General features: G+C 66.6%; 23 protein-coding genes and 5 pseudogenes. 15 read left to right on the forward strand and 13 right to left on the reverse strand.

Going from position 1 to position 25,911, the window contains the following annotated elements; genetic code table 11:
• Positions 1-132 precede the first annotated feature (132 nt).
• Positions 133-300, forward strand: a complete 168-nt coding sequence (locus CVUC_RS19790; RefSeq protein WP_024265647.1) for a hypothetical protein — start codon at positions 133-135, stop codon at positions 298-300.
• Positions 301-402: 102 nt separating this feature from the next.
• Here the strand turns inward: CVUC_RS19790 and fliE are convergent, their stop codons facing one another.
• The 3 genes from fliE to flgB are packed head-to-tail and all read right to left on the reverse strand — an operon-like array spanning position 403 to position 1,600.
• Positions 403-714 carry a flagellar hook-basal body complex protein FliE gene (fliE, locus tag CVUC_RS01875; RefSeq protein WP_096032731.1) on the reverse strand — a complete coding sequence of 104 codons (312 nt, stop codon included), beginning with the start codon at positions 712-714 and terminating at the stop codon, positions 403-405.
• Positions 715-724: 10 nt separating this feature from the next.
• Complete coding sequence (gene flgC / locus CVUC_RS01880; RefSeq protein ID WP_010918838.1) at positions 725-1,144, reverse strand: flagellar basal body rod protein FlgC; 420 nt, start codon at positions 1,142-1,144, stop codon at positions 725-727.
• Positions 1,145-1,156: 12 nt separating this feature from the next.
• The gene (gene flgB / locus CVUC_RS01885; protein ID WP_012640104.1) at positions 1,157-1,600 is read right to left on the reverse strand and encodes a flagellar basal body rod protein FlgB; all 444 of its coding nucleotides are present in this window, start codon (positions 1,598-1,600) and stop codon (positions 1,157-1,159) included.
• Between the two features lie 114 nt (positions 1,601-1,714).
• On the opposite strand from flgB, the gene CVUC_RS01890 reads away from it, so the two are divergent.
• From CVUC_RS01890 to CVUC_RS20195, 4 genes and pseudogenes are all read left to right on the forward strand, one after another.
• Positions 1,715-2,035: a FliO/MopB family protein gene (locus CVUC_RS01890; RefSeq protein WP_096032730.1), complete on the forward strand. Its 321-nt coding sequence runs from the start codon at positions 1,715-1,717 to the stop codon at positions 2,033-2,035.
• Complete coding sequence (fliP, locus tag CVUC_RS01895) at positions 2,035-2,835, forward strand: flagellar type III secretion system pore protein FliP (protein WP_010918835.1); 801 nt, start codon at positions 2,035-2,037, stop codon at positions 2,833-2,835. Before CVUC_RS01890 ends, fliP begins: the two co-directional genes overlap by 1 nt.
• A gap of 20 nt (positions 2,836-2,855) precedes the next feature.
• Positions 2,856-3,767 (forward strand): ribokinase, encoded by a 912-nt coding sequence (locus tag CVUC_RS01900; RefSeq protein WP_096032729.1) that lies wholly within the window; start codon positions 2,856-2,858, stop codon positions 3,765-3,767.
• 117 nt (positions 3,768-3,884) lie between these two features.
• A pseudogene (locus CVUC_RS20195) lies at positions 3,885-3,968 on the forward strand (hypothetical protein); the annotation flags it as partial.
• 408 nt (positions 3,969-4,376) lie between these two features.
• Here CVUC_RS20195 and CVUC_RS20205 read toward each other — a convergent pair.
• From CVUC_RS20205 to CVUC_RS01935, 6 genes and pseudogenes are all read right to left on the reverse strand, one after another.
• Positions 4,377-4,550 (reverse strand): annotated as a pseudogene (locus CVUC_RS20205) (hypothetical protein); the annotation flags it as partial.
• Positions 4,551-4,605: 55 nt separating this feature from the next.
• Positions 4,606-5,103 (reverse strand): motility/cell cycle regulatory protein MopJ, encoded by a 498-nt coding sequence (gene mopJ, locus CVUC_RS01915; RefSeq protein WP_096034739.1) that lies wholly within the window; start codon positions 5,101-5,103, stop codon positions 4,606-4,608.
• Between the two features lie 197 nt (positions 5,104-5,300).
• Entirely contained in the window at positions 5,301-5,720 is a 420-nt protein-coding gene (locus tag CVUC_RS01920) for a MucR family transcriptional regulator (protein WP_096032727.1), read from the reverse strand.
• 228 nt (positions 5,721-5,948) lie between these two features.
• Positions 5,949-7,172 carry a DUF2336 domain-containing protein gene (locus CVUC_RS01925; RefSeq protein ID WP_012640100.1) on the reverse strand — a complete coding sequence of 408 codons (1,224 nt, stop codon included), beginning with the start codon at positions 7,170-7,172 and terminating at the stop codon, positions 5,949-5,951.
• A 223-nt stretch (positions 7,173-7,395) separates the two neighbouring features.
• Positions 7,396-8,280, reverse strand: a complete 885-nt coding sequence (locus CVUC_RS01930) for a crotonase/enoyl-CoA hydratase family protein (RefSeq protein ID WP_096032726.1) — start codon at positions 8,278-8,280, stop codon at positions 7,396-7,398.
• 230 nt (positions 8,281-8,510) lie between these two features.
• On the reverse strand, positions 8,511-9,845 hold the full coding sequence (locus CVUC_RS01935) for a cytochrome P450 (protein ID WP_010918830.1): 1,335 nt from the start codon (positions 9,843-9,845) through the stop codon (positions 8,511-8,513).
• A gap of 165 nt (positions 9,846-10,010) precedes the next feature.
• On the opposite strand from CVUC_RS01935, the gene CVUC_RS01940 reads away from it, so the two are divergent.
• The 6 genes and pseudogenes from CVUC_RS01940 to CVUC_RS01965 all read left to right on the forward strand — a co-directional run bounded on the left by CVUC_RS01940 (position 10,011) and on the right by CVUC_RS01965 (position 15,505).
• On the forward strand, positions 10,011-11,678 hold the full coding sequence (locus CVUC_RS01940; protein WP_096032725.1) for a GMC family oxidoreductase: 1,668 nt from the start codon (positions 10,011-10,013) through the stop codon (positions 11,676-11,678).
• A gap of 14 nt (positions 11,679-11,692) precedes the next feature.
• Positions 11,693-11,809, forward strand: a pseudogene (locus CVUC_RS01945) (hypothetical protein); the annotation flags it as partial.
• Between the two features lie 29 nt (positions 11,810-11,838).
• Positions 11,839-13,377 carry an acyl-CoA synthetase gene (locus CVUC_RS01950; protein WP_096032724.1) on the forward strand — a complete coding sequence of 513 codons (1,539 nt, stop codon included), beginning with the start codon at positions 11,839-11,841 and terminating at the stop codon, positions 13,375-13,377.
• Positions 13,378-13,448: 71 nt separating this feature from the next.
• Positions 13,449-14,462: a nucleotidyltransferase family protein gene (locus CVUC_RS01955; RefSeq protein WP_096032723.1), complete on the forward strand. Its 1,014-nt coding sequence runs from the start codon at positions 13,449-13,451 to the stop codon at positions 14,460-14,462.
• Between the two features lie 64 nt (positions 14,463-14,526).
• A complete protein-coding gene (locus CVUC_RS01960; protein WP_096032722.1) occupies positions 14,527-14,973 on the forward strand; it encodes a MaoC family dehydratase in 447 nt (148 codons plus the stop codon).
• A gap of 61 nt (positions 14,974-15,034) precedes the next feature.
• Positions 15,035-15,505: an OsmC family protein gene (locus tag CVUC_RS01965; protein WP_096032721.1), complete on the forward strand. Its 471-nt coding sequence runs from the start codon at positions 15,035-15,037 to the stop codon at positions 15,503-15,505.
• Positions 15,506-15,528: 23 nt separating this feature from the next.
• Here the strand turns inward: CVUC_RS01965 and CVUC_RS01970 are convergent, their stop codons facing one another.
• The gene (locus tag CVUC_RS01970; protein WP_096032720.1) at positions 15,529-17,430 is read right to left on the reverse strand and encodes a CocE/NonD family hydrolase; all 1,902 of its coding nucleotides are present in this window, start codon (positions 17,428-17,430) and stop codon (positions 15,529-15,531) included.
• Between the two features lie 87 nt (positions 17,431-17,517).
• Between CVUC_RS01970 and CVUC_RS01975 the strand changes: the two genes are divergently transcribed.
• Complete coding sequence (locus CVUC_RS01975) at positions 17,518-18,960, forward strand: aminotransferase class V-fold PLP-dependent enzyme (RefSeq protein ID WP_096032719.1); 1,443 nt, start codon at positions 17,518-17,520, stop codon at positions 18,958-18,960.
• Between the two features lie 80 nt (positions 18,961-19,040).
• Here the strand turns inward: CVUC_RS01975 and CVUC_RS01980 are convergent.
• A pseudogene (locus CVUC_RS01980) lies at positions 19,041-19,243 on the reverse strand (CsbD family protein).
• 60 nt (positions 19,244-19,303) lie between these two features.
• Positions 19,304-20,260, reverse strand: a pseudogene (locus CVUC_RS01985) (trypsin-like serine peptidase).
• 20 nt (positions 20,261-20,280) lie between these two features.
• On the opposite strand from CVUC_RS01985, the gene CVUC_RS01990 reads away from it, so the two are divergent.
• The 3 genes from CVUC_RS01990 (at position 20,281) to CVUC_RS02000 (ending at position 25,050) form a co-directional block, all read left to right on the forward strand.
• A complete protein-coding gene (locus CVUC_RS01990; protein ID WP_096032717.1) occupies positions 20,281-22,473 on the forward strand; it encodes a S9 family peptidase in 2,193 nt (730 codons plus the stop codon).
• 128 nt (positions 22,474-22,601) lie between these two features.
• Positions 22,602-23,153 (forward strand): GNAT family N-acetyltransferase, encoded by a 552-nt coding sequence (locus CVUC_RS01995; RefSeq protein ID WP_096032716.1) that lies wholly within the window; start codon positions 22,602-22,604, stop codon positions 23,151-23,153.
• A gap of 73 nt (positions 23,154-23,226) precedes the next feature.
• On the forward strand, positions 23,227-25,050 hold the full coding sequence (locus CVUC_RS02000; RefSeq protein WP_096032715.1) for an ATP-binding protein: 1,824 nt from the start codon (positions 23,227-23,229) through the stop codon (positions 25,048-25,050).
• 120 nt (positions 25,051-25,170) lie between these two features.
• On the opposite strand, the gene CVUC_RS02005 is transcribed toward CVUC_RS02000, so the two are convergent.
• Entirely contained in the window at positions 25,171-25,599 is a 429-nt protein-coding gene (locus CVUC_RS02005; RefSeq protein WP_012640096.1) for a MucR family transcriptional regulator, read from the reverse strand.
• Positions 25,600-25,911 lie beyond the last annotated feature (312 nt).

Consider the following 25,911-nt stretch of genomic DNA (forward strand, 5'->3'; position numbering starts at 1 on the left):
GCGACGCTCAACCAAACGCGCCTTAGCGCGTTGAAACCTCATCAGGGTGCGACAAGGCGGCGCGCGACAGGTCGTCCCGTTCGCAAGGGCCGAGTCAATCTCGACCATGGGGTCATGGTTAAGGAGCGTTTCATGACCGTCGCCTCGCAGACCCGTTCTTTCGATCCCCGGCCGCAGCGCGCGCGTCGCCGCGAGCCTCGCCAATGGCCGCTCGGCGTCGCCGTGCTGGTGGCGTCGGTGCTGAACGCCGTGGTCTGGGGCGGCCTGTTCGCCGTGGCGAAGGTCTTCCTGAGTTTGTGAGCGTAAGCGTTTCGTACTTCTCCCCCGAAAACGACTTGGGCCGCGTCTCGCAAGGACGCGGCCCTTTTTCTGGGAGAAATCACAAGATGGACGCCGAAGCCGTCAGATCGGCATCCGCATGATTTCCTGATAGGCCGAGATCACCTGGTCGCGGATCGACATCACCGTCTCCAGGCTGGCTTCGGCCGAGCTGATGGCGGTGACCACGTCGATCAGTTCGGCCTTGCCGGCCACCTGGGCGGCGATCTTGTGCTCAGCGACCTTCGAGGCCTTGGTCGCCCCGTCCATGGCCGACTTCAAGAGGTCGCCGAAGTCGACGCCCTTGTCCTGAGAACCGCCGATCGACCCGATGGAGCCGACCGACATGGCGCCGGAATTGGCGTAGGCCTTGGCGGCGGCGAGCGCGGTGATCATGGCCTAGCCCCTACTTCTTGAGGATATCGAGCGTGCGCGACTGCATGGAGCGCGCGGTCTCGATGACATTGAGGTTGGCTTCGTAGGCGCGCTGCGCCTCCTTCATGTCCAGCGACTCGACCATGGTGTTGACGTTGGGCAGCTTGACATAGCCCTTGGCGTCGGCGGCCGGGTTGCCGGGATCGTACTCGGTCTTGAAGGCGCTCTGGTCGGGATCGACGCGCAGCATCTGCACGCCCTCGCCGCCCTGGACCGTGGTCGGCTTGAACACCGGCACCTGACGGCGATAGGGGTCGCCGCCCGCCGTGCGCGCGGTGGAGTGGGCGTTGGCGATGTTCTCGGCGATGACCCGCATGCGCCCTTGCTGGGCGCGCAGGGCCGACGAGGCCACAGCCATGGTCGCGAGGGATTGGGACTTGATCTCGGGCATCGCCTAGAGTCCTCAGCCGGAAGGCTTGCGAGCGGCCATGCGGAGCATGGTCATGGATTTCTGGTAGAAGCTGATCGCCGCGTCGTAGTTCATCCGCGCGTCGGTCATCTTGAGCATCTGGTCCTCGAGCGAGACCGCGTTGCCGTCCAGCGTCGTCTCCGAGTCGGCGCCCGCCGTCGCCCGCCACGCGCTGGGGGCGTTGGGCCGGCCCATATGCGAGGTGGTGGTGGCGATCATGGTGACGCCGGAGGTCGGCGCAGCCCGTCCGCCGCGATAGACCGGCCCCGCCGCGTTGTTCATCAGCGAGGCCTGGAAGCTGAACGGCTTCAGGTCGCTGGGCCGATAGCCGGGGGTGTCGGAGTTGGCCACGTTCTGGGCGACAAGCTTCTGGCGCTCGGTCAGATAACCGAGGCGGCTCTTGAGCATGCCGAAAAGAGGGATGTCGTCCGGACCCATGCGAACATGGTGAAGAAACAGGGTTAATCCGGCATTAAGAAGCCTCAGCCATACCAGGGTCCGTAGGGGCGTTTCCCTGCGCCAAGTTGTCTCGCCGAGAGCGGCCCCGAGCCCATGGACCTTATCGAATCCATCCGCGCCCTGGCGGCCCTGGCCTTCACCCTGGGCCTGATCGGCCTGGCGGCCTGGGCGCTGCGCAAGTACGGACCCGACTCCATCGGCCGGGCCATCGCCGCGCGCCAGGACCGTCGCCTGAGGGTGGTCGAGAGCCTGACCCTGGACCCGACCCGGCGACTGGTCGTCGTCAGCCTGGACGGCGAGGAGCGCCTGGTGCTGCTGGGCGACGGCCGGCTGCTGGACTGGACGCCCAAGGGCCCGCCCCCGGCGTCCGCCCTCTCCCCATCCCCCGTCGCCGAACCGGAGCCCGTGGTCTGATGATCCGCGACCTCTTCAAATCCGTGATCGGCGCCAAGGCGGAAGATCTGCGCCGCGCCGCGATCATCTCGGTGCTGGCGGCCATCGCCTGCGCCATCATGCCGGCGGCGGCCATGGCCCAGTCGGCCGTGAACATCAATCTGGGCACGGGCGCTGGCCTGACCGAACGCGTCGTCCAGCTGGTGGGCCTGATGACGGTGCTGTCCCTGGCCCCGTCGATCGTGATCATGACCACCTCGTTCGTCCGGATCGTGGTGGTTCTGGGCCTGCTCCGCACCGCCATCGGCGTGCAGCAAAGCCCGCCCAACCCTGTACTGATCAGCCTGGCGCTGTTCCTGACCGCCATCGTCATGGCCCCGACCTTCGAGCGCTCCTACGACGCCGGGATCAAGCCGCTGCTGGATCAGCAGATGGAGCTGCCCGAGGCGTTCGAGGCCGCCAGCGGGCCGGTCAAGCAGTTCATGCTCAGCCAGGTGGACCGCGATGACCTGGCGCTGTTCGTGCGCCTGTCCAAGATCCCGCAGCCGAGAACGGCCGCGGAGACGCCGCTGAGGGTGGTGACCCCCGCCTTCATGATCTCGGAACTGAAGCGCGCCTTCGAGATCGGCTTCCTGTTGTTCATCCCGTTCCTGGTCATCGATCTTGTCGTGGCCAGCGTGCTGATGAGCATGGGTATGATGATGCTGCCGCCGGCCTCGATCAGTCTGCCGTTCAAGCTGATCTTCTTCGTGCTAGTGGACGGCTGGAGACTCGTGGCCGGCAGTCTTGTCGAGAGCTTCCAGCGCGGCGCCGGCGGATAGACCTTTAGAAGACCAAGACCATGACCGTTTTCGTTCTCGGCTCGATCAATCTGGACGCCGTGGCGCGCGTCGACGATCTGCCCCGCCCCGGGGAAACCGTCGCGGGCCTGTCGCTGGAGCTGTTTCTGGGCGGCAAGGGCGCCAACCAGGCCGTCGCCGCCGCCCGCATGGGCGTGGCCACCCGCCTGATGGGGGCGGTCGGCGGCGACGACAGCGGCGCCAGCCTGAAAGCCAAGCTGGCCGGCTATGGCGTGCAGGTCGGCGACGTGGTTGAACTGCCGGGCGTGCCCACAGGCCAGGCCCATGTCTGGGTCGCCAACAGCGCCGAGAACATGATCGTGGTGACCGCCGGCGCCAACGCCATGGTCACGCCCCAGCAGGTGGCCGCCACGCCGATCGAGGGCCAGCGGGTGCTACTCTGCCAGCTCGAGACCCCGGCCACGGCGATCGAGACTCTGTTCCGCGCCGGCTCGGCCAAGGGCGCCCTGCGCATCCTGAACGCCGCCCCGGCCCTGCCTCAGGGCGCGGCGCTGTTCCCGCTGACCGACATCCTGATCGTCAACCAGACCGAACTGGCCACCTACGCCAAGCTCGACCGCGAGCCCGTCAAGCTGGAAGAGGTCTCGGTCGCCGCCCGCAAGCTGATGAGCCGCCCCGACCAGACCATCATCGTCACGCTCGGCGCGGCCGGCGCGGCCGTGGTGCGGCGCGACGAGGCCTTCCTGGTCGAGGGCAAGAAGGTCAAGGCGGTCGACACCGTCGGGGCCGGCGACTGCTTCTGCGGCGCCCTGGCCGCCACCCTGGCCGCCGGCATGGACCTGGCCGAGGCCGTCGAGACGGCCAACGCCGCCGCCGCCCTTTCCGTCCAGAAAGCCGGCGCCGCGCCGTCGATGCCGAACCGCCGCGAGGTCGAGGCGTTTCTGGAGGGGTGAGGCGGAAGGCGGGCGGGTCGGGTTTCTGGAGGCAGGCTCGAGACCGCTTATGACCCTGGGCGGACGTTTGGAAGTTCAGTTTCTAGTCCGTCATCCCGCGCTTTATGCGCGGGACCCATGGTTCAGCTTCCACGTGAGAGATTCACGCCGCACCGCACCTGCGGCGGACAAATGGGTCCCGCGCATAAAGCGCGGGATGACGGTGATTGCTACGTCCGATCCCCACCCCTCACTGACCTTCCGAGCGTCCGGTTCAGGGGAGGGGCGGTCAATGTCCGGAGGTCGGCGTGGGTCTCATTTTCGTTCCCGACCCTGGTCGGACCTTGGCTCCCTGCGTCCTTCGAGGCGCGCTCAGGCGCGCGCACCTCAGGATGAGGGATTCAGCAACAGTGTTCCTCATCCTGAGGTGTGAGCCGAAGGCGAGCCTCGAAGGACGCATTGCCGTAAAAGCCCGACCTCCCCGGCGAACGCTGGGGCCCAGATTCATCCGGAGCGGTTGGGGGTGATGCGAAAGCGCGCCGCGCTGACCGGATGGCTGCCGCTGGCTGATCTGGACCCCGACCTTCGCCGGGAAGGTCGGGTTTCTGGAGCAGTGGTGGAGACTGTTAGCGACCCTGGTCGGACACGAACCCCTCTTCCAAAGGGAGAGGGAGGGGCCCGCCGCGAAGCGGTGGGAGGGTGAGGGGTTACGAGGTCAGACGGCGTGCCGGCGCTCCGTCGGACACCGTAACCCCTCACCCCAACCCTCTCCCTATGGGAGAGGGAGCATGGTGCGAAAACCACCCATTTCGGACTCTCGTCCCGCCCGCATCCGCGAGCAGAGATACCAAGCGCGCCCTCAGGCCGCGCGAATACCCGAGCCGCTCTCGACCGCCGCGCCGACCACGGCGTCGTAGCCGAGGATCATGTCGACGTCCTTGCCGTTGCTGGCCAGCGGCAGGCGCAGCCACAGGATCGACATGTGCGGCGCACCGCGCCAGGCCAGGCTGTGGACGCCGACGCCGGGACGACGCTCGTCCACGACCTTGTCCAGTTCCTTGCGCCAGTAGTCGACGGCGGCGGCGTTGTAGACGTCACCGATCAGGCGGCCGGTGATCTCGCGGCCATAGACGCCGTAGAGCCCGGTGCCCGCCAGGCGCAGGCGATAGTCGCGTGGCGCGCCGCCGACCACGTCGATCAGGCTGACGGTCGGCAGCAGCCGCTTCATGCTCGCAGGATGCAGGTCGACGCGCGCGGGGAGGTTCGCCCCCCGACGGAGGGACGCCCAGTAGGCGAACATCTCCTGGTGAGCGCGGGCCGCCGTGGCGGATGCGCTCAATTGCGCGGACATCTTCAGAGTCCTTAACAAGCTATTGGAATCACTTCGATTCACTATCGCTTAAGGAACGAATCGGCGGCAAGCGAAAAACATGTCGCGCGACAAGATTCCCAAGGAGAGTCAACCAACAACGACAGCGCCCGCCGTCCGGGTTCGGACGACGGGCGCTGATCTTGGCAGAGGCCGCGAACGGCCAAGCTTTTGTTCCGACTCGGCTATTTCGCCTTGCGCGCGGGTTTGCGGCCGCCTTGGCCGAGACCCATCTGCTTGGCGAGGTTCGAGCGCGCCTCGGCGTAGTTGGGCGCCACCATTGGGTAATCCTTGGGCAGGCCCCACTTGGCGCGGTAGTCCTCGGGGGTCATGTCGTACTTGGTGCGCAGGTGGCGCTTGAGCGATTTGAACTTCCGGCCGTCTTCCAGGCAGATCAGATAGTCCGGCGTGATCGACTTCTTGACCGGAACCGCAGGCTCCTTCGGCGTCGGGGCCGCCTCGGCGGCCGGGGCGCCGACATTGGCGAGCGCGGCGTGAACCTGCTTGATCAAGGCCGGCAGGTCGGCGGTCGAAACCACGTTATTGCCGACATAGGCCGAAACGATGCCCGCCGTCATCTCGATCAGGTCCGATTGATCTTCCATATGCCTCGCCCGTCGCCAAAACTTTTTGCTGGTGCGGCTGATTCCTAGATCAGTCGAGGGGTGCATACCCACATTGACCACAACGAGCAATACGGACCTTCTCAAGAGATAATTTGTAATACTCAAATGTTCGAGAAGGCTCTCGGTTACTGGAACTGGCTAGAAATCGGGGCTTGATATCCTGAGTATCGATATGCCGCGCGACCTGATACCGCCGATATCCAGACGTTAGCGGCCAAAGTCGCGGGAGAGCGCCAGCATGGCGGCGCGCTGCGGGGCCGAGTATTCGTCAACAGCGGCCTCGTCGCCGTCGCGGATCGCCTTCAGCAGAGCCGGCGTCAGGGCCGAGGTCAGCGACCAGTTCCAATAGCGCAGCACCGTCTGGGCGCGGTCGACGGCGATGGCGTCATAGACCGTCAGCACACGCTCGAGGTTCGGGTCGGTGGCGCCGGTGCGATCGACCTCCTGGCGGCGCAGACCGCGCCACAGCTGGCGCACGCAGCCCCGGGGCAGACCGGTCGCCTTGCACAGGATGGCCAGGGGCTCGCCGCCCGGATCGGTGAAGATCTTGGCGCCGGTCATCGGCTTCAGGCCCGACAGGTAGGAGATCTCCTCGGCGATCTCGCGGTTGAAGCCTCCCTCCCCCGCCGCGACGGCTTCATCGAGGCTGTTGAACGGGCTCTTGGCGATGGCGGCGCGGTTGCGCTGGCGGCGCTCGATGAACTGCAGGGCCTTGCGCGACAGCGGATCCTGCCAGCCCTCGGCCGAGGCCAGGGCGAAGACGTCGCCCACCGCATCCTGGAGAATTTCGCGCGACACCGCAAAGCGCTGGAGAATGACCCGCCGCGCCTCGGAATCCGCCCACCAGAACATCACATAGGCGTGGCTGGGGCGCAGCTCGGCGCGGCGCAGCAGCAGCGGGATCAGGTGTTGGGCGTCGCGCGTGGCGGCGACGATGTTCTCGACGCCCTGGTGGCTGAGCTTGACCAGCTCGTTGCGCAGCAGGGTCTCGATGACGGCGGGTTCGCCCACCTCGATCAGGGCGTCGGCGACCACTTCGCTGACCCCGCGCCGCTGGGCGATCAGGCGGCGGTGCTCGGTCGTGGCCTGATAGAGGCAGCTGATCAGGTCCGCGTCCGACAGCTTCTCGGAATCGACCAGCAGGGCGCGCGCCACCGGCAGCTCGTCGCGCAGCAACAGGCGCACCAGCACGCCCGGCATTTCGTTGAGCATGGCCAGACGACGGGCCACCTTCTCGCGTTCGCCGACATTGGCGTCGCGCAGCATCTCGACCAGCAGGTCGGCCGTCATCGAGCGCTCGAAGGCGTTGATCCGGCTGCTGGGCAGACAGACGACGTCGGCCAGTCGCTTGAGCAGGGTCGAGCGCGAACGCGGCGAGGCCCTGGGGGCCTCGGGCTCTTCGAACGCGGGGGTCAGCGCGGCTTCGCTCATGCTTGCCAACAGACCAGAGCGTGATTAACGGGCGGTGAGCGAGGGCGCGGCAAATGCGCCCTCGCGCCCCCTCCATTTCTCATCCGATTTCCCCGGCGAATGCCGGGGCCCAGATTCAACCGGAACAGTCGGGGCGCGCGCACCTTCATTCTGAGCCAAGATGATCGAAGCGTGCGGGCTTGATCTGGACCCCGGCATTCGCCGGGGAGGTCGGAGCGTATTCTCAACGGAACTCCGGCTGCTCCCATTCCGGCCAGATATCGGGCACGTCGCTCGAGACCTTGTTGGGATAGACCGGCGCGCGCTTTTCGAGGAACGAGGTGACGCCCTCCTTGGCGTCCCCGGACGAGCCGCGCGACTGGATGGCGCGGCTGTCGGCCTTATGGGCTTCCATCGGATGGTCGGCGCCGGCCATGCGCCACAAGAGCTGGCGGGTCAGGGCCACCGAGACGGGGGCGGTGTTGTCGGCGATCTCGCGGGCCAGGGCGCGGGCGGCGGGCAAGAGCTCATCGGGCGCGTGCAGCGAGCGCACCAGCCCCTTCTCCAGCGCCTCGGACGCCGGGAACACACGGCCGGTGTAGCACCACTCCAGCGCCGTCTGCAGGCCCACCAGACGCGGCAGGAACCAGCTGGAGGCGGCCTCGGGATTGATCCCCCGGCGGGCGAAGACAAAGCCGAACTTGGCCTCGGTCGAGGCCAGGCGGATGTCCATCGGCAACTGCATGGTCACGCCCACGCCGACGGCCGCGCCGTTGATGGCGCCGATGATCGGCTTCAAGCTGTCGTACATGCGCAGGGTCACGCGGCCGCCGCCGTCGCGATAGATGTCGCCGACCTTGCCCTCCTCACGCTCCAGCGCTTGGGGGCTGGTGCGGTCGAAGGTGGCGCCGCCGCCGCCGAGGTCCGCGCCGGCGCAGAACGCCCTCCCCGCCCCGGTGATGATCACCACCTTCACCGCATCGTCGGCGTCGGTGACGTCGAACACCTCGATCAGGTCCTTCATCATCCGGGCGGTGAAGGCGTTCATGCGGTCGGGGCGATTGAGGGTGATCGTCGCGATCCCGTCCTCGACGTCGTACAGCAGGGTCTCGAAGGTCGGTGTCGACATGGCGTTCTCCTCGGCCTGATTTTAAACGATCGTATGACCCGAAGACACCGAAGAACAAGACCCGGTCGCGGGCCGCCTGGGCGCTCTGCTGTTTTGGGTTTGCTGCGACCGCGCGTCGCGGCGCGCGAGGGGGGTGATCTGAGCCATTCTAAGGGCGTCCGGAACCCCCCATATCCGGACGCCCTACAGCGCCGGCGCGCGAGACGTAATCCTCGCCGCCGGCGCGCCCTTTATCCCCGCTTCACACCCAGCTTGCTGATCGCGTGCACGAAGTTGTTCGGCGCGATCTCGATGTTTCCGGTCCAGTTCAGATCGGGGAACCGGGCCAGGATCTGGCGATAGGCCTCCTCCAGCTGGATCTGGGCGACACGCTTGCCGATACAGGTGTGCGGGCCATAGCCGAAGGCGATGTGCTTGCCGGCGTTGGCGCGGGTGACGTCCAGCTGGTCGGGGTTCTCGAACATAGCCGGATCGCGGTTGGCCGCGCCGTAATACATGATCGCCTTCTCACCCTCGCGGATCAGCTGGCCGTTGACCTCGACGTCGCGGGTGGCGGTGCGGCGCATATAGACGACCGGGCTGACCATGCGGATGAACTCGTCGACCGCCCCGCCCAGCAGCGACGGATCGGCGATCAGCTTCTGCTTCTGGTCGGGGAACTCGGTCAGCAGCCGCATCGCGCCCGACAGGGTGTTGCGGGTGGTGTCGTTGCCGGCGAACACGATCAGCAGCCAGGAGCCGTCGAGATACTCGTCAGGCAGCACCGCGCCATCGAGCTGGGCGCGGGCGATCGCCGTCATCAGGTCTTCCTTCGGGTCCTCCCGACGCTTGTGCAGCATCGTGCGGCCGTACTCGAACATCTCCTCGACGTTGTTGTTGAAGTCCATGACGAACTGCATGAGCTCCAGGGTCGGCTGCATCGGCGCATTGGCCTGCTTGACCGCCAGGTCCTGGGCGCGCTCCAGGTAGTGCATCCAGGTCAGGAACTTGGGCCGGTCTTCCGGCGGCACGCCCAGGATCTCGCACAGGGTGAACAGCGGCAGCACGCTGGAGAAGTGCTCGACCATGTCGATCTCGGCGCCGTTCGCCAGCAGCGGCTCCATCTCGTCGAGCAGTCGCGTGACCTCGCCCTTCACCCGCTCGGTCAGGCCGCGCAGATAGGACGGCGTGAAGTACGGCATGTGCTCGCGACGCAGCTGCAGATGATGCGGCGCGTCCATGTTGATCATGGTGTCCATCGACGCGCGGAACAGCAGCGCATGGCGCTTCTCGGGCGCGCCCATCGACATCAGGATGCCGCCCCGCTGGGACGAGAAGGTCTCGGGGTCGCCATTGACCCGATGGACGTCTTCATAGCGCGTCAGGGCCCAGAAGCCCGGACCGCCCATCGGCTCAGGGTGCCACATGACCGGCGCCTCCTGCCGCATCCGCGCGAAATCGGCCCAGGGCTGGCCCTTGGTGAAACGGAAGATGTCGGCGAGATCGACGTCCTTGAGTGTCGGATAGGTCGGCGGCGCGCCGGGCCCCGCCTTGCCGTCCACCACCGTCTGACTGATCAGGTCCATTTAACGCCTCACTGGAATGGGTTGCCGTTAACGTCACCATACCCAAGATCGACGTTCGACCAACGGCGCCGCGACGGCAACTTGCGCAATGGCCGGACCTGGGCGCATCCTCTCAACTAAACGCCGATCAGCGACGAGAACGCGGACGGCGAAGGGAGAGAAACGATGACCGGGATCATCGAGGCCGACTACGTTATCGTGGGCGCGGGATCGGCGGGCTGCGTGCTGGCCGCGCGGCTGTCGGAGAACGGCCGCTACAAGGTCGTGCTGCTGGAGGCGGGCGGCGACGACCGACCGACCAAGAACCTCTCCCAGTTCGCCTCGAACATGATGATCCACATTCCGGTCGGCTACTCGTCGACCCTGAAGGATCCGAAGGTCAACTGGCTGTTCACCACCGAGCCCGACCCCGGCACGGGCGGCCGCAGCCATGTCTGGCCGCGGGGCAAGGTGCTGGGCGGCTCGTCCTCGATCAACGCCATGCTCTATGTGCGCGGCCAGGCCGCCGACTATGACGGCTGGCGGCAGCTGGGTTGCGAAGGCTGGGCCTGGGACGACGTCCTGCCCTATTTCCGCAAGGCTCAGAATCAGGAGCGCGGCGCCTGCGACCTGCACGCCACCGGCGGCCCGCTGAACGTCGCCGACATGCGCGACGCCCACCCGATCTCCGAGGCGCTGATCGACGCCTGCGACCAGGCCGGCATCCCGCGCTATCCCGACCTGAACGGCGCCGACCAGGAAGGCGCCACCTGGTATCAGGTGACCCAGAAGAACGGCGCGCGCTGCTCGTCGGCTGTCGCCTATCTGCACCCGGCCATGAAGCGTCCGAACCTGCGCGTCGAGACCAACGCCCTGGCCGGCCGCGTCCTGTTTGAGGGCAAGCGGGCCGTCGGCGTCGAGTTCATGCAGAACGGCGAGCGGCGCGCCGCCATGGCGCGCGGCGAGGTGATCCTGGCCGGCGGCGCGATCAACTCACCCCAGCTTCTGCAGCTCTCAGGCGTCGGCGCCGGCGGGCTGCTGCGTGAGCATGGAATCGAGGTCGTCGCCGACCTGCCCGGCGTCGGCGAGAACCTGCAGGACCACTATATCGTCGCCGCCCGCTACCGGCTGAAGTCCGGCACCGTCTCGGTCAACGAGCAGAGCAAGGGCGGACGCCTGGCCGCCGAGGCGATGAAGTACCTGCTGTTCCGCAAGGGCCTTCTGACCCTGTCGGCGGCGCACGTGGCGGCGTTCTGTAAGTCCCGCCCCGATCTCGCGGGACCGGACATCCAGTTCCACATCCTGCCCGCGACCATGGACCTGGAGAAGCTGTTCAACGAGCAGAAGATGGAGCTGGAAGGCGCGCCGGGCATGACCATCGCCCCGTGCCAACTGCGTCCCGAAAGCCGGGGCCATATCCGCATCAAGTCGGCCGATCCGTCGGTCTATCCGGCCATCTTCGCCAACTATCTGGCCGATCCGCTGGACCAGGAGGTCATCGTCGCCGGCCTGAAGTGGGCGCGGAAGATCGGCCAGCAACCCGCCATCGCCCAGTATGTCGAAAGCGAGATGAACCCCGGCCTCGAGGTCCAGACTGACGAGCAGCTCCTGGACTTCGCCCGCCAGACCGGCTCGACGCTCTATCACCCCGTGGGCAGCTGTCAGATGGGGACCGGGCCGATGGCCGTCGTGGACGCGCAACTGCGCGTGCGCGGCGTGGAGGGCCTGCGCGTGGTCGACGCCTCGATCATGCCGCGCCTGATCTCCGGCAACACCAACGCCCCCTCGATCATGATCGGGGAAAAGGGCGCGGACATGATCCTGGCCGCCGCCAGGCAGTCCGTCGCCGCCTAACGCCCAACCCGTATCATCCCGGCCGCAGCGTAGCGGAGAGCCGGGCCCCAGGGGCGGCGCGCACCGCGCTCCGTCATCCCCTGGGTCCCGGATCGACCCTGCGGGCCGTCCGGGATGACACATCGAATTAGAACCAGAAACAGACGCAGAGGTCCCGGACATGCACCCCTACCTCCACGCCCAGTCCCAAGGCGACAAGGCCGCCTACATTATGGCCGGCTCCGGCGAGGTCGTGACCTACGCCCAGTTGGACGCGCGGTCGAACCAGGGCGCGCACCTGTTCCGGTCGCTCGGTCTGGTTCCCGGCGACGTCATCGCCATCCTGATGGAGAACAACGCCCGCTTCTTCGAGGTCGCCTGGGCGGCCCAGCGCTCGGGGCTCTATTTCGTCTGTATCTCGACCAAGCTGACGGCCTCTGAGGCCGAGTACATCCTGCAGGACTGCGGGGCCAAGGTGTTCATCACCTCCACGGCCATGGGCCCGATGATCGACGAGATCGCCGCGCTGGTCCCGGGCCTGTCGCTGTTCACGGTGGGCGGCGCGCACGGCCCTTACGCCGACTTTGTGGCGGCGCGCGAGGGCCAGCCGACCACGCCGATCGCCGACGAGAGCGCCGGTACGGACATGCTCTATTCGTCGGGCACCACGGGGCGCCCCAAGGGGGTGAAACCCGCCCTCAGCGGCGGCCCGATCGATGCGCCCAACGCCCTGCAGATGATGGCCCAGGGCCTGTTCGGCTTCTCCGGCGACAGCATCTATCTGTCGCCCGCGCCGCTCTATCACGCCGCCCCGCTGCGCTGGTGCATGACCGTGCACAAGCTGGGCGGCACGGTGATCGTGATGGAGAAGTTCGAGCCCGAAACGGCCCTCGCTCTGATCGAACAGCACAAGGTCAACTGCGGTCAGTTCGTGCCCACCCACTTCGTGCGGATGCTCAAGCTGCCAGAGGCGGTCCGCGCCAAGTACGACGTCTCGTCGATGAAGTCGGCGGTGCATGCGGCCGCCCCCTGCCCCATCCCGGTCAAGGAACAGATGATCGCCTGGTGGGGCCCGGTGATCTTCGAATACTACGCCGGCACCGAGGGTAACGGCTTCTGCTGGATCAATTCGCAGAACTGGCTGACCCACAAGGGCAGCGTCGGCCAGGCGGTGCTGGGCGAGCTGCGCATCTGCGACGAGGCCGGCGACCCCGTGCCGCCGCGCACCGAAGGCACGGTCTATTTCGCCAACGGCCCGGCGGTGAACTATCACAACGCCCCGGACAAGACCGCCGAGAGCTACAACAAGCACGGCTGGACCACGCTGGGCGACGTGGGCTGGGCCGACGAGGAGGGCTATCTCTACCTGACCGACCGCAAGAGCTTCATGATCATCTCGGGCGGGGTGAACATCTATCCGCAGGAGATCGAGAACCTGCTCATCACCCACCCCAAGGTCGCCGACGCCGCCGTCGTGGGCGCGCCGCACGAGGAGATGGGCGAGCAGGTGGTGGCGGTGATCCAGCCGATGGACCTCGGCGACGATCAGGTCGCCCTGGCCGAAGAGCTGATGGCCTTCGCCCGCGCCAACCTCAGCCACGTCAAGTCGCCGCGCCGCATCGACTTCATGGCCGAACTGCCCCGCCATCCGACCGGCAAGCTCTACAAGCGCCTGATCCGCGACGCCTACTGGGGCAAGGGCGAGAGCAAGATCGTTTAGGGTGCGTCTTTCTCGTTGATCTTTCTCGAAGTTGCCACCACAACTTATAAAGTGGTGGCAACGAGGATCACATGGCTCTCCAACGCCTTCCCCTGGCGATCCATACGAACGTCGCCGAACTGCTGGACCAGCTTCGCGCCGCCCAGATCACCGCGTTCGGAGACGGGGCGAGCTTCCTGCGCCGTGAACGCAAGGGGCGCTACTATTGGTACGTCCGATCGCCGCAATCCCAGGGCGAACGGCGGGAGCGCTATCTCGGACTTGAAACGCCCGAACTCCTGCAGACGATCGAACAAGCCAAGCAGGTGAAAAACGCCTCGGAAGGGCGGCGGATGCTGGTCCGCGTCCTTCGCGCCGCGGGCCTTCACGCCCCCGACAATCGCACGGGACGGGTCCTGCAGGTCCTGGCTCAAGCCGGCGCATTTCGCTTAAGAGCCGCTGTGGTCGGAACGGTGGCGTTCCAGACCTACGGGGGCCTGCTGGGGTTCACCCTGCCCTCCACGGCTGTCCGGACCGGCGACCTCGACATCGCCCAAGACTACGGAATCTCCGTGGCGCTGGACGATCGCCTGGACCAGACGTTCCTCGACATCTTGCGCGGCGCGGATCCCGCCTTCAGCGCCGTGCCGAAACTCGATCCCGGCAAGAGCACGACCTATCGTACGCCTGACGGCTATGCGGTCGATGTGCTGACGACCAGCCGCCATGCCGGCGACGAGGAAACTTCGCGACTGGAGGCCCTGAACACCGACGCGACGCCTCTTCGATTCCTCGATTTCCTGCTCCGCGACACGGTGGAGGCCGCCGTTCTCCACGGTGACGGGGTGCTGGTGCGTGTCCCCGCGCCCGCACGCTACGCGGTCCACAAGCTGATCATCTCGCGCAAGCGTGGCCAGGCCAATCCCAAGCGGCGCAAGGATTTCGAGCAGGCCGAGACCTTGATCCACGCCCTCGCCCAGGAAGACCCCTTCGCCCTGCGCGAGGCCTATGCCGAGGCGCGCGATCGCGGAGAGGCCTGGCGCGAGCTGCTAGACGAGGCCGTATCACAGCTGCCCGAGCCCGCGCGCGCCGCCCTGGAGCCTTGAGCCGACTTGCCCTTCGGGGCGACGCATGCGACCAATCCAAACAACTGTTCGAGGGAGAAATCACATGAAGGAAGTCGCCTACGCCGACATCGCCGGCCTGGTGGGCCAGGAGCTGGGCGTCTCGGACTGGGTCGAGATCACCCAGGAGCGCGTCAACCTGTTCGCCGAAGCCACCGGCGACCATCAGTGGATCCACGTTGACGTCGAGCGCGCCACCAAGGAAATCGGTGGGCCGATCGCCCACGGCTATCTGACCCTGTCGCTGATCCCGATGCTGGGCGCGGGCATCCTGCGGGTGACCGGCGTGACGCGCGGCATCAACTATGGCTGCGACAAGGTCCGCTTCACGGGCATGGTCCGCGTCGGCAAGAAGGTGCGCATGCGCCAGAAGCTGCTAAGCGTCGAGCCCAAGGCCGGCGGTCTGCAGATGAAGAACGAGTGCACGATCGAGATCGAAGGCGAGGAACGTCCCGCCTGCGTCGCCGAGACCATCTCGATCATCTACGGCTGATCAACGCTCCGCTCCCAGGCTGCTGAATCGCGATAGCGTTCGGCGGTCTGGAGAGCGCGAGATGGCCAAGCAGCACGACTACACCAGCCTGATCGAATGGACCGGCGACCGGGGCGAGGGCACGCGCACCTATCGCGGCTATGACCGCACCTGGACGATCGCCACACCCGGCAAGCCGCCGATAGCCTGCTCGAACGATCCGCAGCTGGGCGGCGATCCCACCCTGCACAATCCCGAGGACCTGCTGCTGTCCTCCTTAAGCGCCTGTCACATGCTCTGGTATCTGCACCTGGCGTCCAGCGCCGGGATCGTGGTGCGCGGCTATCGCGACAGCCCGCTGGGCGTGGGTGAAAGCACGCCCGATGGCGCGGGGCGGTTCCTGCGCGCCACCCTGCGGCCGCATATCGTGGTGGAGGCCGGCGCCGACCTCGTCAGGGCCGACGCCATCCACCATGAGATTCACAAGGTCTGCTTCATCGCCCGATCGGTGAACTTCCCGGTCGACTACGCGGCGACCTACGAGGAGGCCTGAGGGCCAGACCTCCTCGCGCGGCGTTACTTCGCCGGGACCACCGGCAGTTCGATGTAGGACGCCTGCCCCGCCGCGTGATGGATCGCGTTGCGGGCCACCACGAACTTGGTCTCCTTCTCGTTGTCGCCGCCCGTGTTCAGGTTGCGGACAAACTTGGGGAAGTTCGACGAGGTGATCTCGATCCGGATCCGATGCCCCGGCAGGAAGGTGTTGCTGGTCGTGATCGGCGTGGGCTTCACGACGCTGACCGCGCCGGCCGTCAGCATTTTGGGCTTGTCGTAGCCGTCGCGATAGCGCGCCCGCATGATGGTGTCGCCGAGGATGTAGGCTGTGCCGTCCGGGGCCACGTCGACCAGCTTGACCGCGAAGTCGGTGTCCTTGGCGTCCGACGACACGTGCAGCACCGGTCGCACGAAGCCGGAGACCTCCATGGCCTCGGTCAACGGCTCGCTGGTGTAGACCAGCACGTCGTCGCGCGCCTCGATCTGGCGCTGGTCGAAGGCGCCGGCGATCACCAGGCCGCCGTTGCAGCAATCACCGCCGCCGATGGTCTGCACCGGATTGGCCGGATCATAGACATAGCGGTCGGCCTTTTCGCCGGCGGCCGGGGCGGCGGTCGACAGCTTGCCATCGCCGTTCAGGCTGTTGGCGCGTCCGCCCGAGCGCAGATAGAAGCGCACCGTCTTGGCCTGTTGCGGCGGCCACTGGGCCGATTCACGCCAAGCGTTGGCGCCCATCGAATAGTAGCGGACCGGCGGCGTCGAGGCCGAGAACGCGGCCGCGTCCCCCTTCAACCAGCGGTCGAAGAAGGCGTAGACCTCCTTCTCGGCGTCGAAGTCGATCGAGCCCAAAGCCCGGTCGCCCGACTTGTAAGGACCGCTGAGGACCCGCGAATTGAAGCCGCAGTGGTTCGAGGGCGTGACCACCACGTACTGGTTGGCGCTGGCCTCCTTGTCGGAGTTCACGCTCCGGGCGTGGTTGAACAGGGCCATGTTCGGCCCGATCGACACGTCGTACCAGGAATTGAACCACAGGGCCGGGACGCCCCAGCCCGCGTCGTCATGATAGAGCCCGCCCTTGCGCCAGGCCGGATCGGCCGGACCCTTGCGGTTGATCAGTTCCTCGAACGTGCCGGTCGGCTCGCCCAGGTCCTTGAGCATGTCGGCCACCGGCAGGTGGCGGATCTGCTTGGGCCAGTCGACGGCGGGCTTGTTCGGCGCCAGGTCGTTGTACTTGGCCAGGCGCGCGATGGTCGTCTGGTCCAAGCCCTTGGGCGGCTGCGGGTTCAGCGGGTTGTCGACGCCGTACAGCCAGACGAAGAACAGATTGCGCGGCACGCCGCCGGTGTACCAGTTGCCCTGCTCTTCGAACTCGCCGACCTTGCCGATGCCGGCGCCCGAGGCCTGCGGGACCATGGCTGCGTGGGCGGGGTGGTTCTGGGCCGCCAGGGCCAGCTGCCATTCGGCCGAGGACGAGCAGCCGCGGGTGCCGACCTTGCCGTTCGACCAAGCCTGCTTGGCGATCCACGAGAGGGTGTCGTAGCCGTCGGTCTGAGGCTTGCCCAGGATCTCCCAATCCCCTTCGGAATAGAAGCGGCCGCGCTCGTTCTGCAGCACCAGGGCGTAGCCGCGCTTGATCGCCTCCAGCGCGCTGCGGCTACTACCCACCTTGTAGGAGAGCTCGTTGTACGGCGTCTTGATCAGGATGGTCGGCAGAGGCCCCTTGGCGCCCTTGGGCCGGTAGACGTTGGTGGCCAGCCGCACACCGTCGCGCATGGGCACCATCTCGAACATGGTGACGTCGGCCTTCTGAGCCAGCTCCCGCTCGATCGCTGCGTCTGAATATTGAGAATAGTCCTGGGCCAAGCTTGGCGATGCGATCGCCAAGACCATGACGGCCGTACAAACCTTCATAGACCTATGCATTTTGTTCCCTCTCCTACCCCCGTCCACCAATCAAACTGACCGCCACCCCTCAAGCCACTTTTCGACGCCCGGCGCGCACGCAAGGGATTGCCCGCCGTCGCGCCGTCCCTGCCCAAGACACGACCTCTGTGCCGCCAGCCTTTGCGCCCGCAGTCGGACCGTCTTGCACCGCCCATCGGTTCATGGGCTGCTCCCTCGCCGCCCCCGGCCAACCAGAGGACCCCGATGCCCCTCGCGCCCAGCCGCCGCCATCTGCTTTCCGTCGCCGGTCTTGGCGCGCCGGCCCTGCTCGCCGGCGGCGCACGTGCAGACGCGTCCAGCCCCGCGACCAGCCTGACGCCCGACTCGATCCCCGTCGCCGAGCTCCATCGCCAGTTCGACGTCGAGCCCGGCTACCACAACCTCGAGGCCGGCTACTGGAGCATGATGCCCCGCGTGGTGGCGCAGGCCTTTGCGCGCAACACGGCGATGGTGAACCGCGCCAACGCGATCTGGGCCCGCAACGTCCTGCCGGGCGGCGAAGGCTGGACCAGCGCCTTCCGCGCGGCCGAGGCGGCGATCGCGCGGCTGGTCGGCTGCGGCGCCGACGAGATCGCCATCGCCCGCAGCGGCGCCGACGCCCTTCAGATGCTGATCACCAACTACAAGCCGCTGAAGGCCGGCGACGGTGTGATCTGCTGCGATCTCGACTACGACACCATGATCGCCGCCATGCGCTGGCTGGGCACGCACAAGGGCGCCAAGGTCGTCGAGTTCGCCATGCCCGAGCCGGCGACCACGGCCAATATCCTGGCCGCCTACGAGGATGTTCTGAAGCGGACGCCGGAGGCCAAGCTGCTGCTGGTCACGCAGGTGTCCAACAAGACCGGCCTCGTCACGCCGGTGCGCGAGATCGTGGCCATGGCTCGCGCGCGCGGCGTGGACACCATCGTCGACGCCGCCCACGGCGTGGCCTGCCTGGATTTCCAGCTGGAGGATCTGGGCGCCGACTTCGTCGGGTGGTCGGTGCACAAGTGGACCTCGGCGCCGCTCGGGACCGGCGCGATGTATGTTCGCAAGAGCCGCCTGTCGGACATCGACATCGCCTTCGAGAACCGCAACTTCCCGGACGATGACATCAACACCCGTATCCCGTCGGGTACGGTGAACTTCGCCGCGGTCATGACCATCCCGACAGCGGTGGACTTCCATTTCGCGGTCGGCGGCGCGGCCAAGGAGCGGCACATGCGCGGCCTTCGCGACCGCTGGGTCAATGCGGTCAGGGAGCTGGCGAATGTCGAGATCTGCGTTCCGGACGATCCCGCGCGCTACTGCGCGATCACCAGCTTTCGCCTGAAGGGCATGACCACCGACGAGGCCGCGCGCCGGGTGCAGAAGCGCCTGTTCGACGCCCACCGCATCCACACGATCTGGCGCGGCGGCGTGCGCAAGGGGCCGGTCATCCGCGTCACGCCGGGCCTGTTCAGCACGCCGGCCGATGTCGACGCCCTGGCCAAGGCCCTGCGGGCCGAGCAGGCGATGCTGCTGTGAATGTAAGAGGCTGTTTTGATGTTGAGCGAAGACAGCCATGTAAAATGGCCGCCGGATCGCTCCGGCGGCCGCCTTGTCAGTCATAGCCTGGCGTTCAGCGCTTGATCGCGTCGCCGAGCTTGTCCTGGGCCTTGCCGACCTTGTTCTGCAGGTCGCCCTTGGCCTTCTGGGCCGCGCCCTCGACCTGAAGCCTTGCGTTGCCCGTCGCCTTGCCGACGGCTTCCTTGGCCGCGCCCACGCCCTTGTCGATAGCGCCTTCGATGCGATTGGTGCTCATGGCCAAATCCTCTGCGTTGCTGTTGTGCGTCGCGGAGGAAACGGCGGCGGCCTTGTTCGGGTTCCGTCAGCGGTTGGCGCCGAGGGGGACGGTCGGGGTGGAGGCTGCGGCGATGGCCCCGGGCGGCGGCGGGGGCTGAGAGGCCTGGGCCTGGGTCACAGGATCGCCGGGCGCCTGATCGATCATCGCCAGGGTCTCGCGAATGAACTTGGCGTGGGTGACGATGCCGATTTCGAGACGCTCGCCCGAGAGCTCGACCTGTTGGGTCAGCACCCCGGCGATGAACTGCACATCCTGGGTGTCGTTCCCGCCCGGGCGGCGACGCGCGGCCTGCGCCATGAACACCGGCCCGCCCGAGTTTCCCGGGAACACCGAGAAGTCGAGCAGAAAGGTCGGGAAGTCGGTCGACGGCGTCAGCGGATAGGAGGCGACTCGCCCCGACCGCAGAATCGGAAAGCCCGCCGAATTGGCCGACAGCCCCCTGGGAAAACCCAGGGCCATCATCTCGTCGCCAGGCCCCAGATTGAAGGCGTCGAAGGTGTCGTCCTTGGCCAGGTAGTTCAGCGGGATGGCCGCGCGGACGAACTCCTCGGGCGCCTCGACGACCAGGGCGGCCACGTCGCGGGTCGGATGCTTCACCCACAGCGGATGATCCCCGTCGCGGATCTTCAAGGCTTCAGGATCGTAGCGCCAGACGCTGTCGGAGCCCTGCACGCGATAGCCGATCCGGGCCGTCATCGACGGCATCCGCTCGAACACGTGGGCGGCGGTGATGAGGATGGTGCGCGGCTTGCCGTCAGGGGTGGTGTCGGCGATCAGAAAGCCGGTACCGACCGTCCGCGAGCCGTCACCCAACGGTTGTTCCAGCTGCACCGTCGCCCTGATCAGGTCGACGGAGAGGTCAACCGGCATGACGTCCCCCCCCTCGATACGCGACACTCACTAGCCCGACGCTTGAGGGAGTTTGACCATAGCGCTTCTGCGCCGCAAGTTGTCGTTCTGCCGCACGCGCGGGTTGTTCAAGAGTACGGGGGAAATCTCTCATGGATCGACGTCAGATGATGACGGGAGCCGCCGCGGCGCTTACGTCATCGACCGCACTCCTGTCTGGAACAGCTTTTGGATCGCCCATGACCGCCGACAACGCCGCCCGTCCCACGCCGCCGGTGGCCAAGAAGGTCCCCAAGACCATCACCCAGCTGGGCCGCACGCGGACCGACGACTATGCCTGGATGAAGGACGACAACTGGCAGAAGGTCCTGCGCGACCCCAGCCTGATCAAGGCCGACGTCAAGGAACACCTGACCGCCGAGAACGCCTACACCAAGGCCATGCTGGCCCCGACCGAAGCGCTGCAGGCGGCGATGTTCGAGGAGATGAAGGGCCGCATCAAGCAGGACGACGCCAGCGTCCCGGCCAAGGATGGTCCGTTCGAATACTACACCCGCTATGACAAGGGCGCGCAGCACCCAGTCCACGCCCGCAAGCCCGTCGGCGGCGGGGCCGAAGAGGTGCTGCTGGACGAGGAGAAGGAAGCCAAGGGCAAGGCCTTCTACCAGGTCGGCGCGGCCAGCCATTCGCCCGATCACAAGCTCTATGCCTGGGCGGTCGATGAGCAGGGCTCGGAAGTCTTCCGCATCCATGTGAAGGACCTGGCGACCGGCGCCCTGCTGGGCGAGGCCGTGGACAGCACCACGGGCGACTTCTGTTTCTCGCCCGACGGCCAGTGGTTGTTCTGGACGTTCCGGGACGACAATGGCCGTCCCGCCAAGATCTATCGCCGCCCGATCAAGGGCGCGGCCAAGGACGACGTGCTGATCTATGACGAGCCCGACGAGGGCTTCTTCATCGGCGTCGGCGTCTCCAGCTCCGAGAAGTACGTCGTCATCTCGTGCGGCAACCAGGAAACCAGCGAAGCGCTGCTGATTCCGGCGGCGAACCCGACGGCCAAGCCGGTGGTCTTCCACCCGCGCGAGGTGGGGCTGCGCTACGAGGTCGAGCACTGGAACGACCACTGGGTGATCCGCACCAACGCCGACGGCGCGGTCGACTGGAAGCTGGTCACCACGCCGGAGACCGCGACCGGCAAGGCCAACTGGAAGGACTGGGTGGCGCATAAGCCCGGCCGCCTGATCTCGGGGACCATGGCCTACAAGGCCTGGTTCGTGCGCCTGGAGAAGGTCGACGCCCTCAACCGCGTCGTCGTCACCGCCAAGGACGGCGCCGAGCACGCCATCGCCTTTGACGAGGCCGCCTACGCCCTGTCGCTGGAAGGCGGCTATGAGTACGACACCGACACGGTGCGCTTCGTCTACAACTCGATGACCACGCCCCGGCAGTGGTTCGACTACGACATGAAGAGCCGCCAGCGGACCCTGCGCAAGACCCAGGAAATCCCGTCGGGCCACGATCCGTCGAAGTATGAGACCCGCCGCCTGAACGCCAAGGCCGCCGACGGCGCCGAGGTGCCGATCTTCGTCCTGATGAAGAAGGGAACCAAGCTGGACGGTTCGGCTCCGCTGCTGCTGTACGGCTATGGCAGCTACGGCATCTCGATGGAGCCCAACTTCTCGATCCGCAATTTCAGCCTGGTGGACCGGGGCTGGATCTGGGCCACGGCCTGCCCGCGCGGCGGCTCGGAAAAGGGCTGGAGCTGGTTCCTGGACGGCAAGAAGTTCAAGAAGAAGAACACCTTCACCGACTTCATCGCCTGCGCCGAGCACCTGCACGCGGCCGGCTATGGCAAGCCCGCCAGCACGGTGGCCTATGGTGGCTCGGCCGGCGGCCTGTTGATGGGCGCGATCACCAACATGCGGCCCGATCTCTTCGCCGGCATCATCGCCGCGGTGCCGTTCGTCGACGTGGTCAACACCATGAGCGACACCACCCTGCCCCTGACCCCGCCCGAATGGCCCGAATGGGGCAATCCGCTGGAGGATAAAGAGGCCTACGACTACATCGCCAGCTACTCGCCGTACGACAATATCGGGCCCAAGCCCTATCCGGCGATCCTGGCCACCGGGGGCCTGTCCGATCCGCGCGTCACCTACTGGGAGCCGCAGAAGTGGGTCGCCAAGCTGCGCCCCGCCACGACCAGCGGCAATCCGGTGCTGCTGAAGATCAATATGGAAGCCGGTCACGGCGGCGCCTCGGGCCGCTTTGATTTCCTCAAGGAGATCGCGCTGGACTACGCCTTCGCGGTCTGGGCCGTCGAGAAGGGCTGGACGAAGGCGTGAGCGCGACGTTCGAAATCCTCCCCCCAGCGGGGGAGGTGTCCGCAGAGCGGACGGAGGGGGAAGTTGGGCCGGAATCGCTTCCCTCTCCGGCCCTGCGGGCCACCTCTCCCACGGGGAGAGGATTTTAGATGACCGTCATGATCCGCCCCTCCACCGACGCCGACATCCCGGCCATCACGGCCATCTACGGCTGGAACGTGCTGAACGGTCTGGGCACCTTCGAGGAGATCCCGCCCGACGCGGCCGAGATGGCGCGCCGGCGGCAGGGCTTCCTGGATCGCGGCCTGCCCTATTTGGTCGCCGAGCTGAACGGCAAGGTGGTGGGCTACTGCTACGCCGGCCCGTTCCGTCTGCGCGCGGCCTATCGCTATACGGTTGAGGACAGCGTCTATGTCTCGCCTGAGGCGGTCGGCGCGGGGGTCGGCAAGGCGCTGCTGTCGGCCCTGATCACCGCCTGCGAGGATTTGGGGGTGCGACAAATGTGCGCAGTCATCGGCGACAGCGGCAACGCGGCCTCCATCGGCCTTCACGCCGCTCTTGGCTTTGAAAAGAAAGGCGTTTTCCCGGATATGGGCCACAAATTCGGCCGCTGGGTGGACCTCGTCTGGATGCAGCGCCCCCTGAACGGCGGTGGAGCAACCCCGCCAGACACGCCTGGGATGAGTCTGAGCGGCGTCTAGCCAGCGCTGTCAAATCAAGACTTAACTTGTCGCCACGCACGATGTTCGCAGAACAGAGGATCGGGGCTCAGGCTTGGCGCCGTCTAAAGGTGAAGACTCGCGGCTTGTCAGGATCGCCCTGACAGAAGCCTACGTGCCGATCGCGCGTGGCTATCTGCTGGCGGCCGCCATCTACAATTCGCTGATCGCCATCGCCCATCCGTTCTACGAGAAGGGTCTCGCCTTCGTCATGCTGACGAGCCTGACCGGGGCCACCGCGATCTATGCGTTCAGCGCGTGGTTTCTGTTGCGGCGGCGGCGGATCGTGGGCGGCCACCTGGAGTGGCTGGTCCTGGGGATGAACGCGCTCTTTTTAGGGCACGTGACCGCTTTTCACCTATTTCACCTCGAGCCACAGAAGTTGATCTACTTCGTGCTGCTGGCGCTGGTCTTCGCCACCTCGGCGCCGAGCCGCCGTGTGGCCAATGTCAGCGTTGGCGCCGCGCTCGTCAGCCTGGTCTTCATCGCGCGCGGCGCGCCGGGCGATATGGTCAACCAGTACCTGTTCGTCGGCCTGGCCGGAGCCTTCGCGGCGGTCGGCATGTCGACCCTGATGCGGGGCGTGGTCGGCCGCGAGGTGCGCGCGCGTCTGGCCAGTCAGGCGCTCAATGACGAGCTCGAGCGGGAGCTGACCGAGAACCGTCGCCTGCGCACCGAGGCCCAGGCCCTGGCGCTGGCCGCCGAGAAGGCCAACCGCGCCAAGTCCGAGTTCCTGGCCACCATGAGCCACGAGATCCGCACGCCCCTGAACGGCGTGCTGGGCATGGCCCAGATCATGGCCTCGGGAAAGCTGCAGGTCGACCAGCGTCGGCGCCTGGAAACGATCACCGCCTCGGGCCAGTCCCTGCTTGGCCTGATCAACACCATCCTGGACGTCTCGCGCATCGAGGACGGCAAGATGGAGATCGTCGAGGGCCCCTTCGATCTCACCGCCCAGATGCACACGCTGAGCCTGCTCTATGGCGGCCTGGCCCGCGACAAGCATCTGGATTTCAGTCTGGAGACCTCACCGGCGGTCGCCGGCTGGCGCCAGGGCGATGGCGAGCGGTTGCGACAGGTGCTGTCGAACCTGATTTCCAACGCCATCAAGTTCACGGACAGCGGCGCGGTGCGCGTCACCCTGGACGGCGACGATCAAGGCCTCGTCGCGCGCGTGTTGGACACCGGTGTCGGAATTCCCGAGGCCCAGCGCGAGCGGCTGTTCACCAAGTTCGCCCAGCTCGACAGTTCCAGCACGCGGCGCGTGGGCGGATCGGGTCTGGGGCTGGCGATCTGCAAGTCGCTGGCCGAGCTGATGGGCGGAGAGATCCGCTTCCTGGCGCCGGCCGAAGGCGGCGCTTGCTTCGAGCTGACTTTGCCCATGGCCCGGATCGACCCACCGCCCGCCGTGGCCGCCCCGCCCGCGCCGGCGCTGGCGCTGGCTCCCGCATCAGCGGATGAGGACGCCGCGCCGCGAATCCTGGTGGTCGATGACAACCAAACCAATCGCGCGGTCTTGCTGACCCTGCTGGGACATCTGGGCGCCGACGCCCATTTCGCCGTGGACGGCCGCGATGCGGTGGCGATGTGGGAGCAGGACCGCTGGGACGTCATCCTGATGGACATTCACATGCCCGAGATGGACGGCCTCCAGGCCTGCCAGGTGATCCGGGAGGGCGAGCGCCAAGGCGGCCGCATGCGCACGCCGGTGGTCGCGGTGACCGCCAGCGTGCTGCCCCATGAGCGTTCCTTGTACGTGGAGGCGGGCATGGACGCCGTCGTCCCCAAGCCCGTCGAGGTGCCGAAGCTTCTGGAAGTGTTGGCCAATGTTCTGGCCGACGCCGACGAAGCCGCCGTGGAAACGCGCGGCGCGGCCTGACATCGCTCGCCCGGGAGCCGCGCAGACGGTCAGGCTGCAGACAGGCGGAGCCAGACAAGCAGACACGAAAAAGGGGACGCCGCCGCGTCCCCTTCCCGTCTTTTCAAGCGCTGTAAGCGATCAGCCCTTGCGGCCGCGGGTCGTCTTGCCCTTGCGGCCACCCTGGCCCAGGCCCAGGGCCTTGGCCATCTGCGAGCGCGCTTCGCTGTAGGCGGGCGCGGTCGTCGGATAGTCGTTGGGCAGGCCCCACTTGGCCTTGTATTCGGCCACGGTCATGCCGTGGGTGGTCAAGTGACGCTTCAGCGTCTTGTAAGGCTTGCCGTCCTCGAAGCTGATCAGCGCCTCAGGCGTGATGCTCTTGCGGATCTGGGCCGGCGTAGCCTTGGTCACCACTTCAACCGTCGGCGCCGGCGGCGAGCCAATGCCGGCCAGCGCATCATGCGTCGCCCGGATCAGGGCCGGAAGTTCCGACACTGGCGTCGAATTATTGGCCACATAGTTGGCGACGATTTCAGCGGTAAGCTCGATTAGGGTAGCTTTATCTTCCACGTTCAAAACTCCGTTCCCCTTGTATCCGGGATTACACGGTCGCCTCAGAAAAACAAGTAGTTTGAAACTGAAATCAAACTTGCTTCGTGAACTGTTGTAACAATTGCGGCGTGTTGATCGCCAACGACATGGCGAAAATTCGGGCAATTAAATCGATGAACACCCGGCGATCACGAGCGGTACAGCAGCCTCAACCCCGCCGGGCGCGCCTCTATCTCGCAACCGCGAACTGGACTTGAGGCTACATAACGCTATTCGATGAATACGTCGCACCCTTGCCGCGCTTGACGTCACAACGCAGCGAGCCGCCCA

The sequence above is a fragment of the Caulobacter vibrioides genome (genome assembly GCF_002858865.1).
Taxonomy (GTDB): domain Bacteria; phylum Pseudomonadota; class Alphaproteobacteria; order Caulobacterales; family Caulobacteraceae; genus Caulobacter; species Caulobacter vibrioides.

Bases quoted from the DNA above. Each gene is read 5' to 3' on its own strand.
- CVUC_RS19790 (WP_024265647.1), top strand. From the start codon at position 133: ATGACCGTCGCCTCGCAGACCCGTTCTTTCGATCCCCGGCCGCAGCGC.
- fliE (WP_096032731.1), bottom strand. From the start codon at position 714: ATGATCACCGCGCTCGCCGCCGCCAAGGCCTACGCCAATTCCGGCGCC.
- flgC (WP_010918838.1), bottom strand. From the start codon at position 1,144: ATGCCCGAGATCAAGTCCCAATCCCTCGCGACCATGGCTGTGGCCTCG.
- flgB (WP_012640104.1), bottom strand. From the start codon at position 1,600: ATGGGTCCGGACGACATCCCTCTTTTCGGCATGCTCAAGAGCCGCCTC.
- CVUC_RS01890 (WP_096032730.1), top strand. From the start codon at position 1,715: ATGGACCTTATCGAATCCATCCGCGCCCTGGCGGCCCTGGCCTTCACC.
- fliP (WP_010918835.1), top strand. From the start codon at position 2,035: ATGATCCGCGACCTCTTCAAATCCGTGATCGGCGCCAAGGCGGAAGAT.
- CVUC_RS01900 (WP_096032729.1), top strand. From the start codon at position 2,856: ATGACCGTTTTCGTTCTCGGCTCGATCAATCTGGACGCCGTGGCGCGC.
- CVUC_RS01920 (WP_096032727.1), bottom strand. From the start codon at position 5,720: ATGGAAGATCAATCGGACCTGATCGAGATGACGGCGGGCATCGTTTCG.
- CVUC_RS01925 (WP_012640100.1), bottom strand. From the start codon at position 7,172: ATGAGCGAAGCCGCGCTGACCCCCGCGTTCGAAGAGCCCGAGGCCCCC.
- CVUC_RS01930 (WP_096032726.1), bottom strand. From the start codon at position 8,280: ATGTCGACACCGACCTTCGAGACCCTGCTGTACGACGTCGAGGACGGG.
- CVUC_RS01935 (WP_010918830.1), bottom strand. From the start codon at position 9,845: ATGGACCTGATCAGTCAGACGGTGGTGGACGGCAAGGCGGGGCCCGGC.
- CVUC_RS01940 (WP_096032725.1), top strand. From the start codon at position 10,011: ATGACCGGGATCATCGAGGCCGACTACGTTATCGTGGGCGCGGGATCG.
- CVUC_RS01950 (WP_096032724.1), top strand. From the start codon at position 11,839: ATGCACCCCTACCTCCACGCCCAGTCCCAAGGCGACAAGGCCGCCTAC.
- CVUC_RS01955 (WP_096032723.1), top strand. From the start codon at position 13,449: ATGGCTCTCCAACGCCTTCCCCTGGCGATCCATACGAACGTCGCCGAA.
- CVUC_RS01960 (WP_096032722.1), top strand. From the start codon at position 14,527: ATGAAGGAAGTCGCCTACGCCGACATCGCCGGCCTGGTGGGCCAGGAG.
- CVUC_RS01965 (WP_096032721.1), top strand. From the start codon at position 15,035: ATGGCCAAGCAGCACGACTACACCAGCCTGATCGAATGGACCGGCGAC.
- CVUC_RS01970 (WP_096032720.1), bottom strand. From the start codon at position 17,430: ATGCATAGGTCTATGAAGGTTTGTACGGCCGTCATGGTCTTGGCGATC.
- CVUC_RS01990 (WP_096032717.1), top strand. From the start codon at position 20,281: ATGGATCGACGTCAGATGATGACGGGAGCCGCCGCGGCGCTTACGTCA.
- CVUC_RS01995 (WP_096032716.1), top strand. From the start codon at position 22,602: ATGACCGTCATGATCCGCCCCTCCACCGACGCCGACATCCCGGCCATC.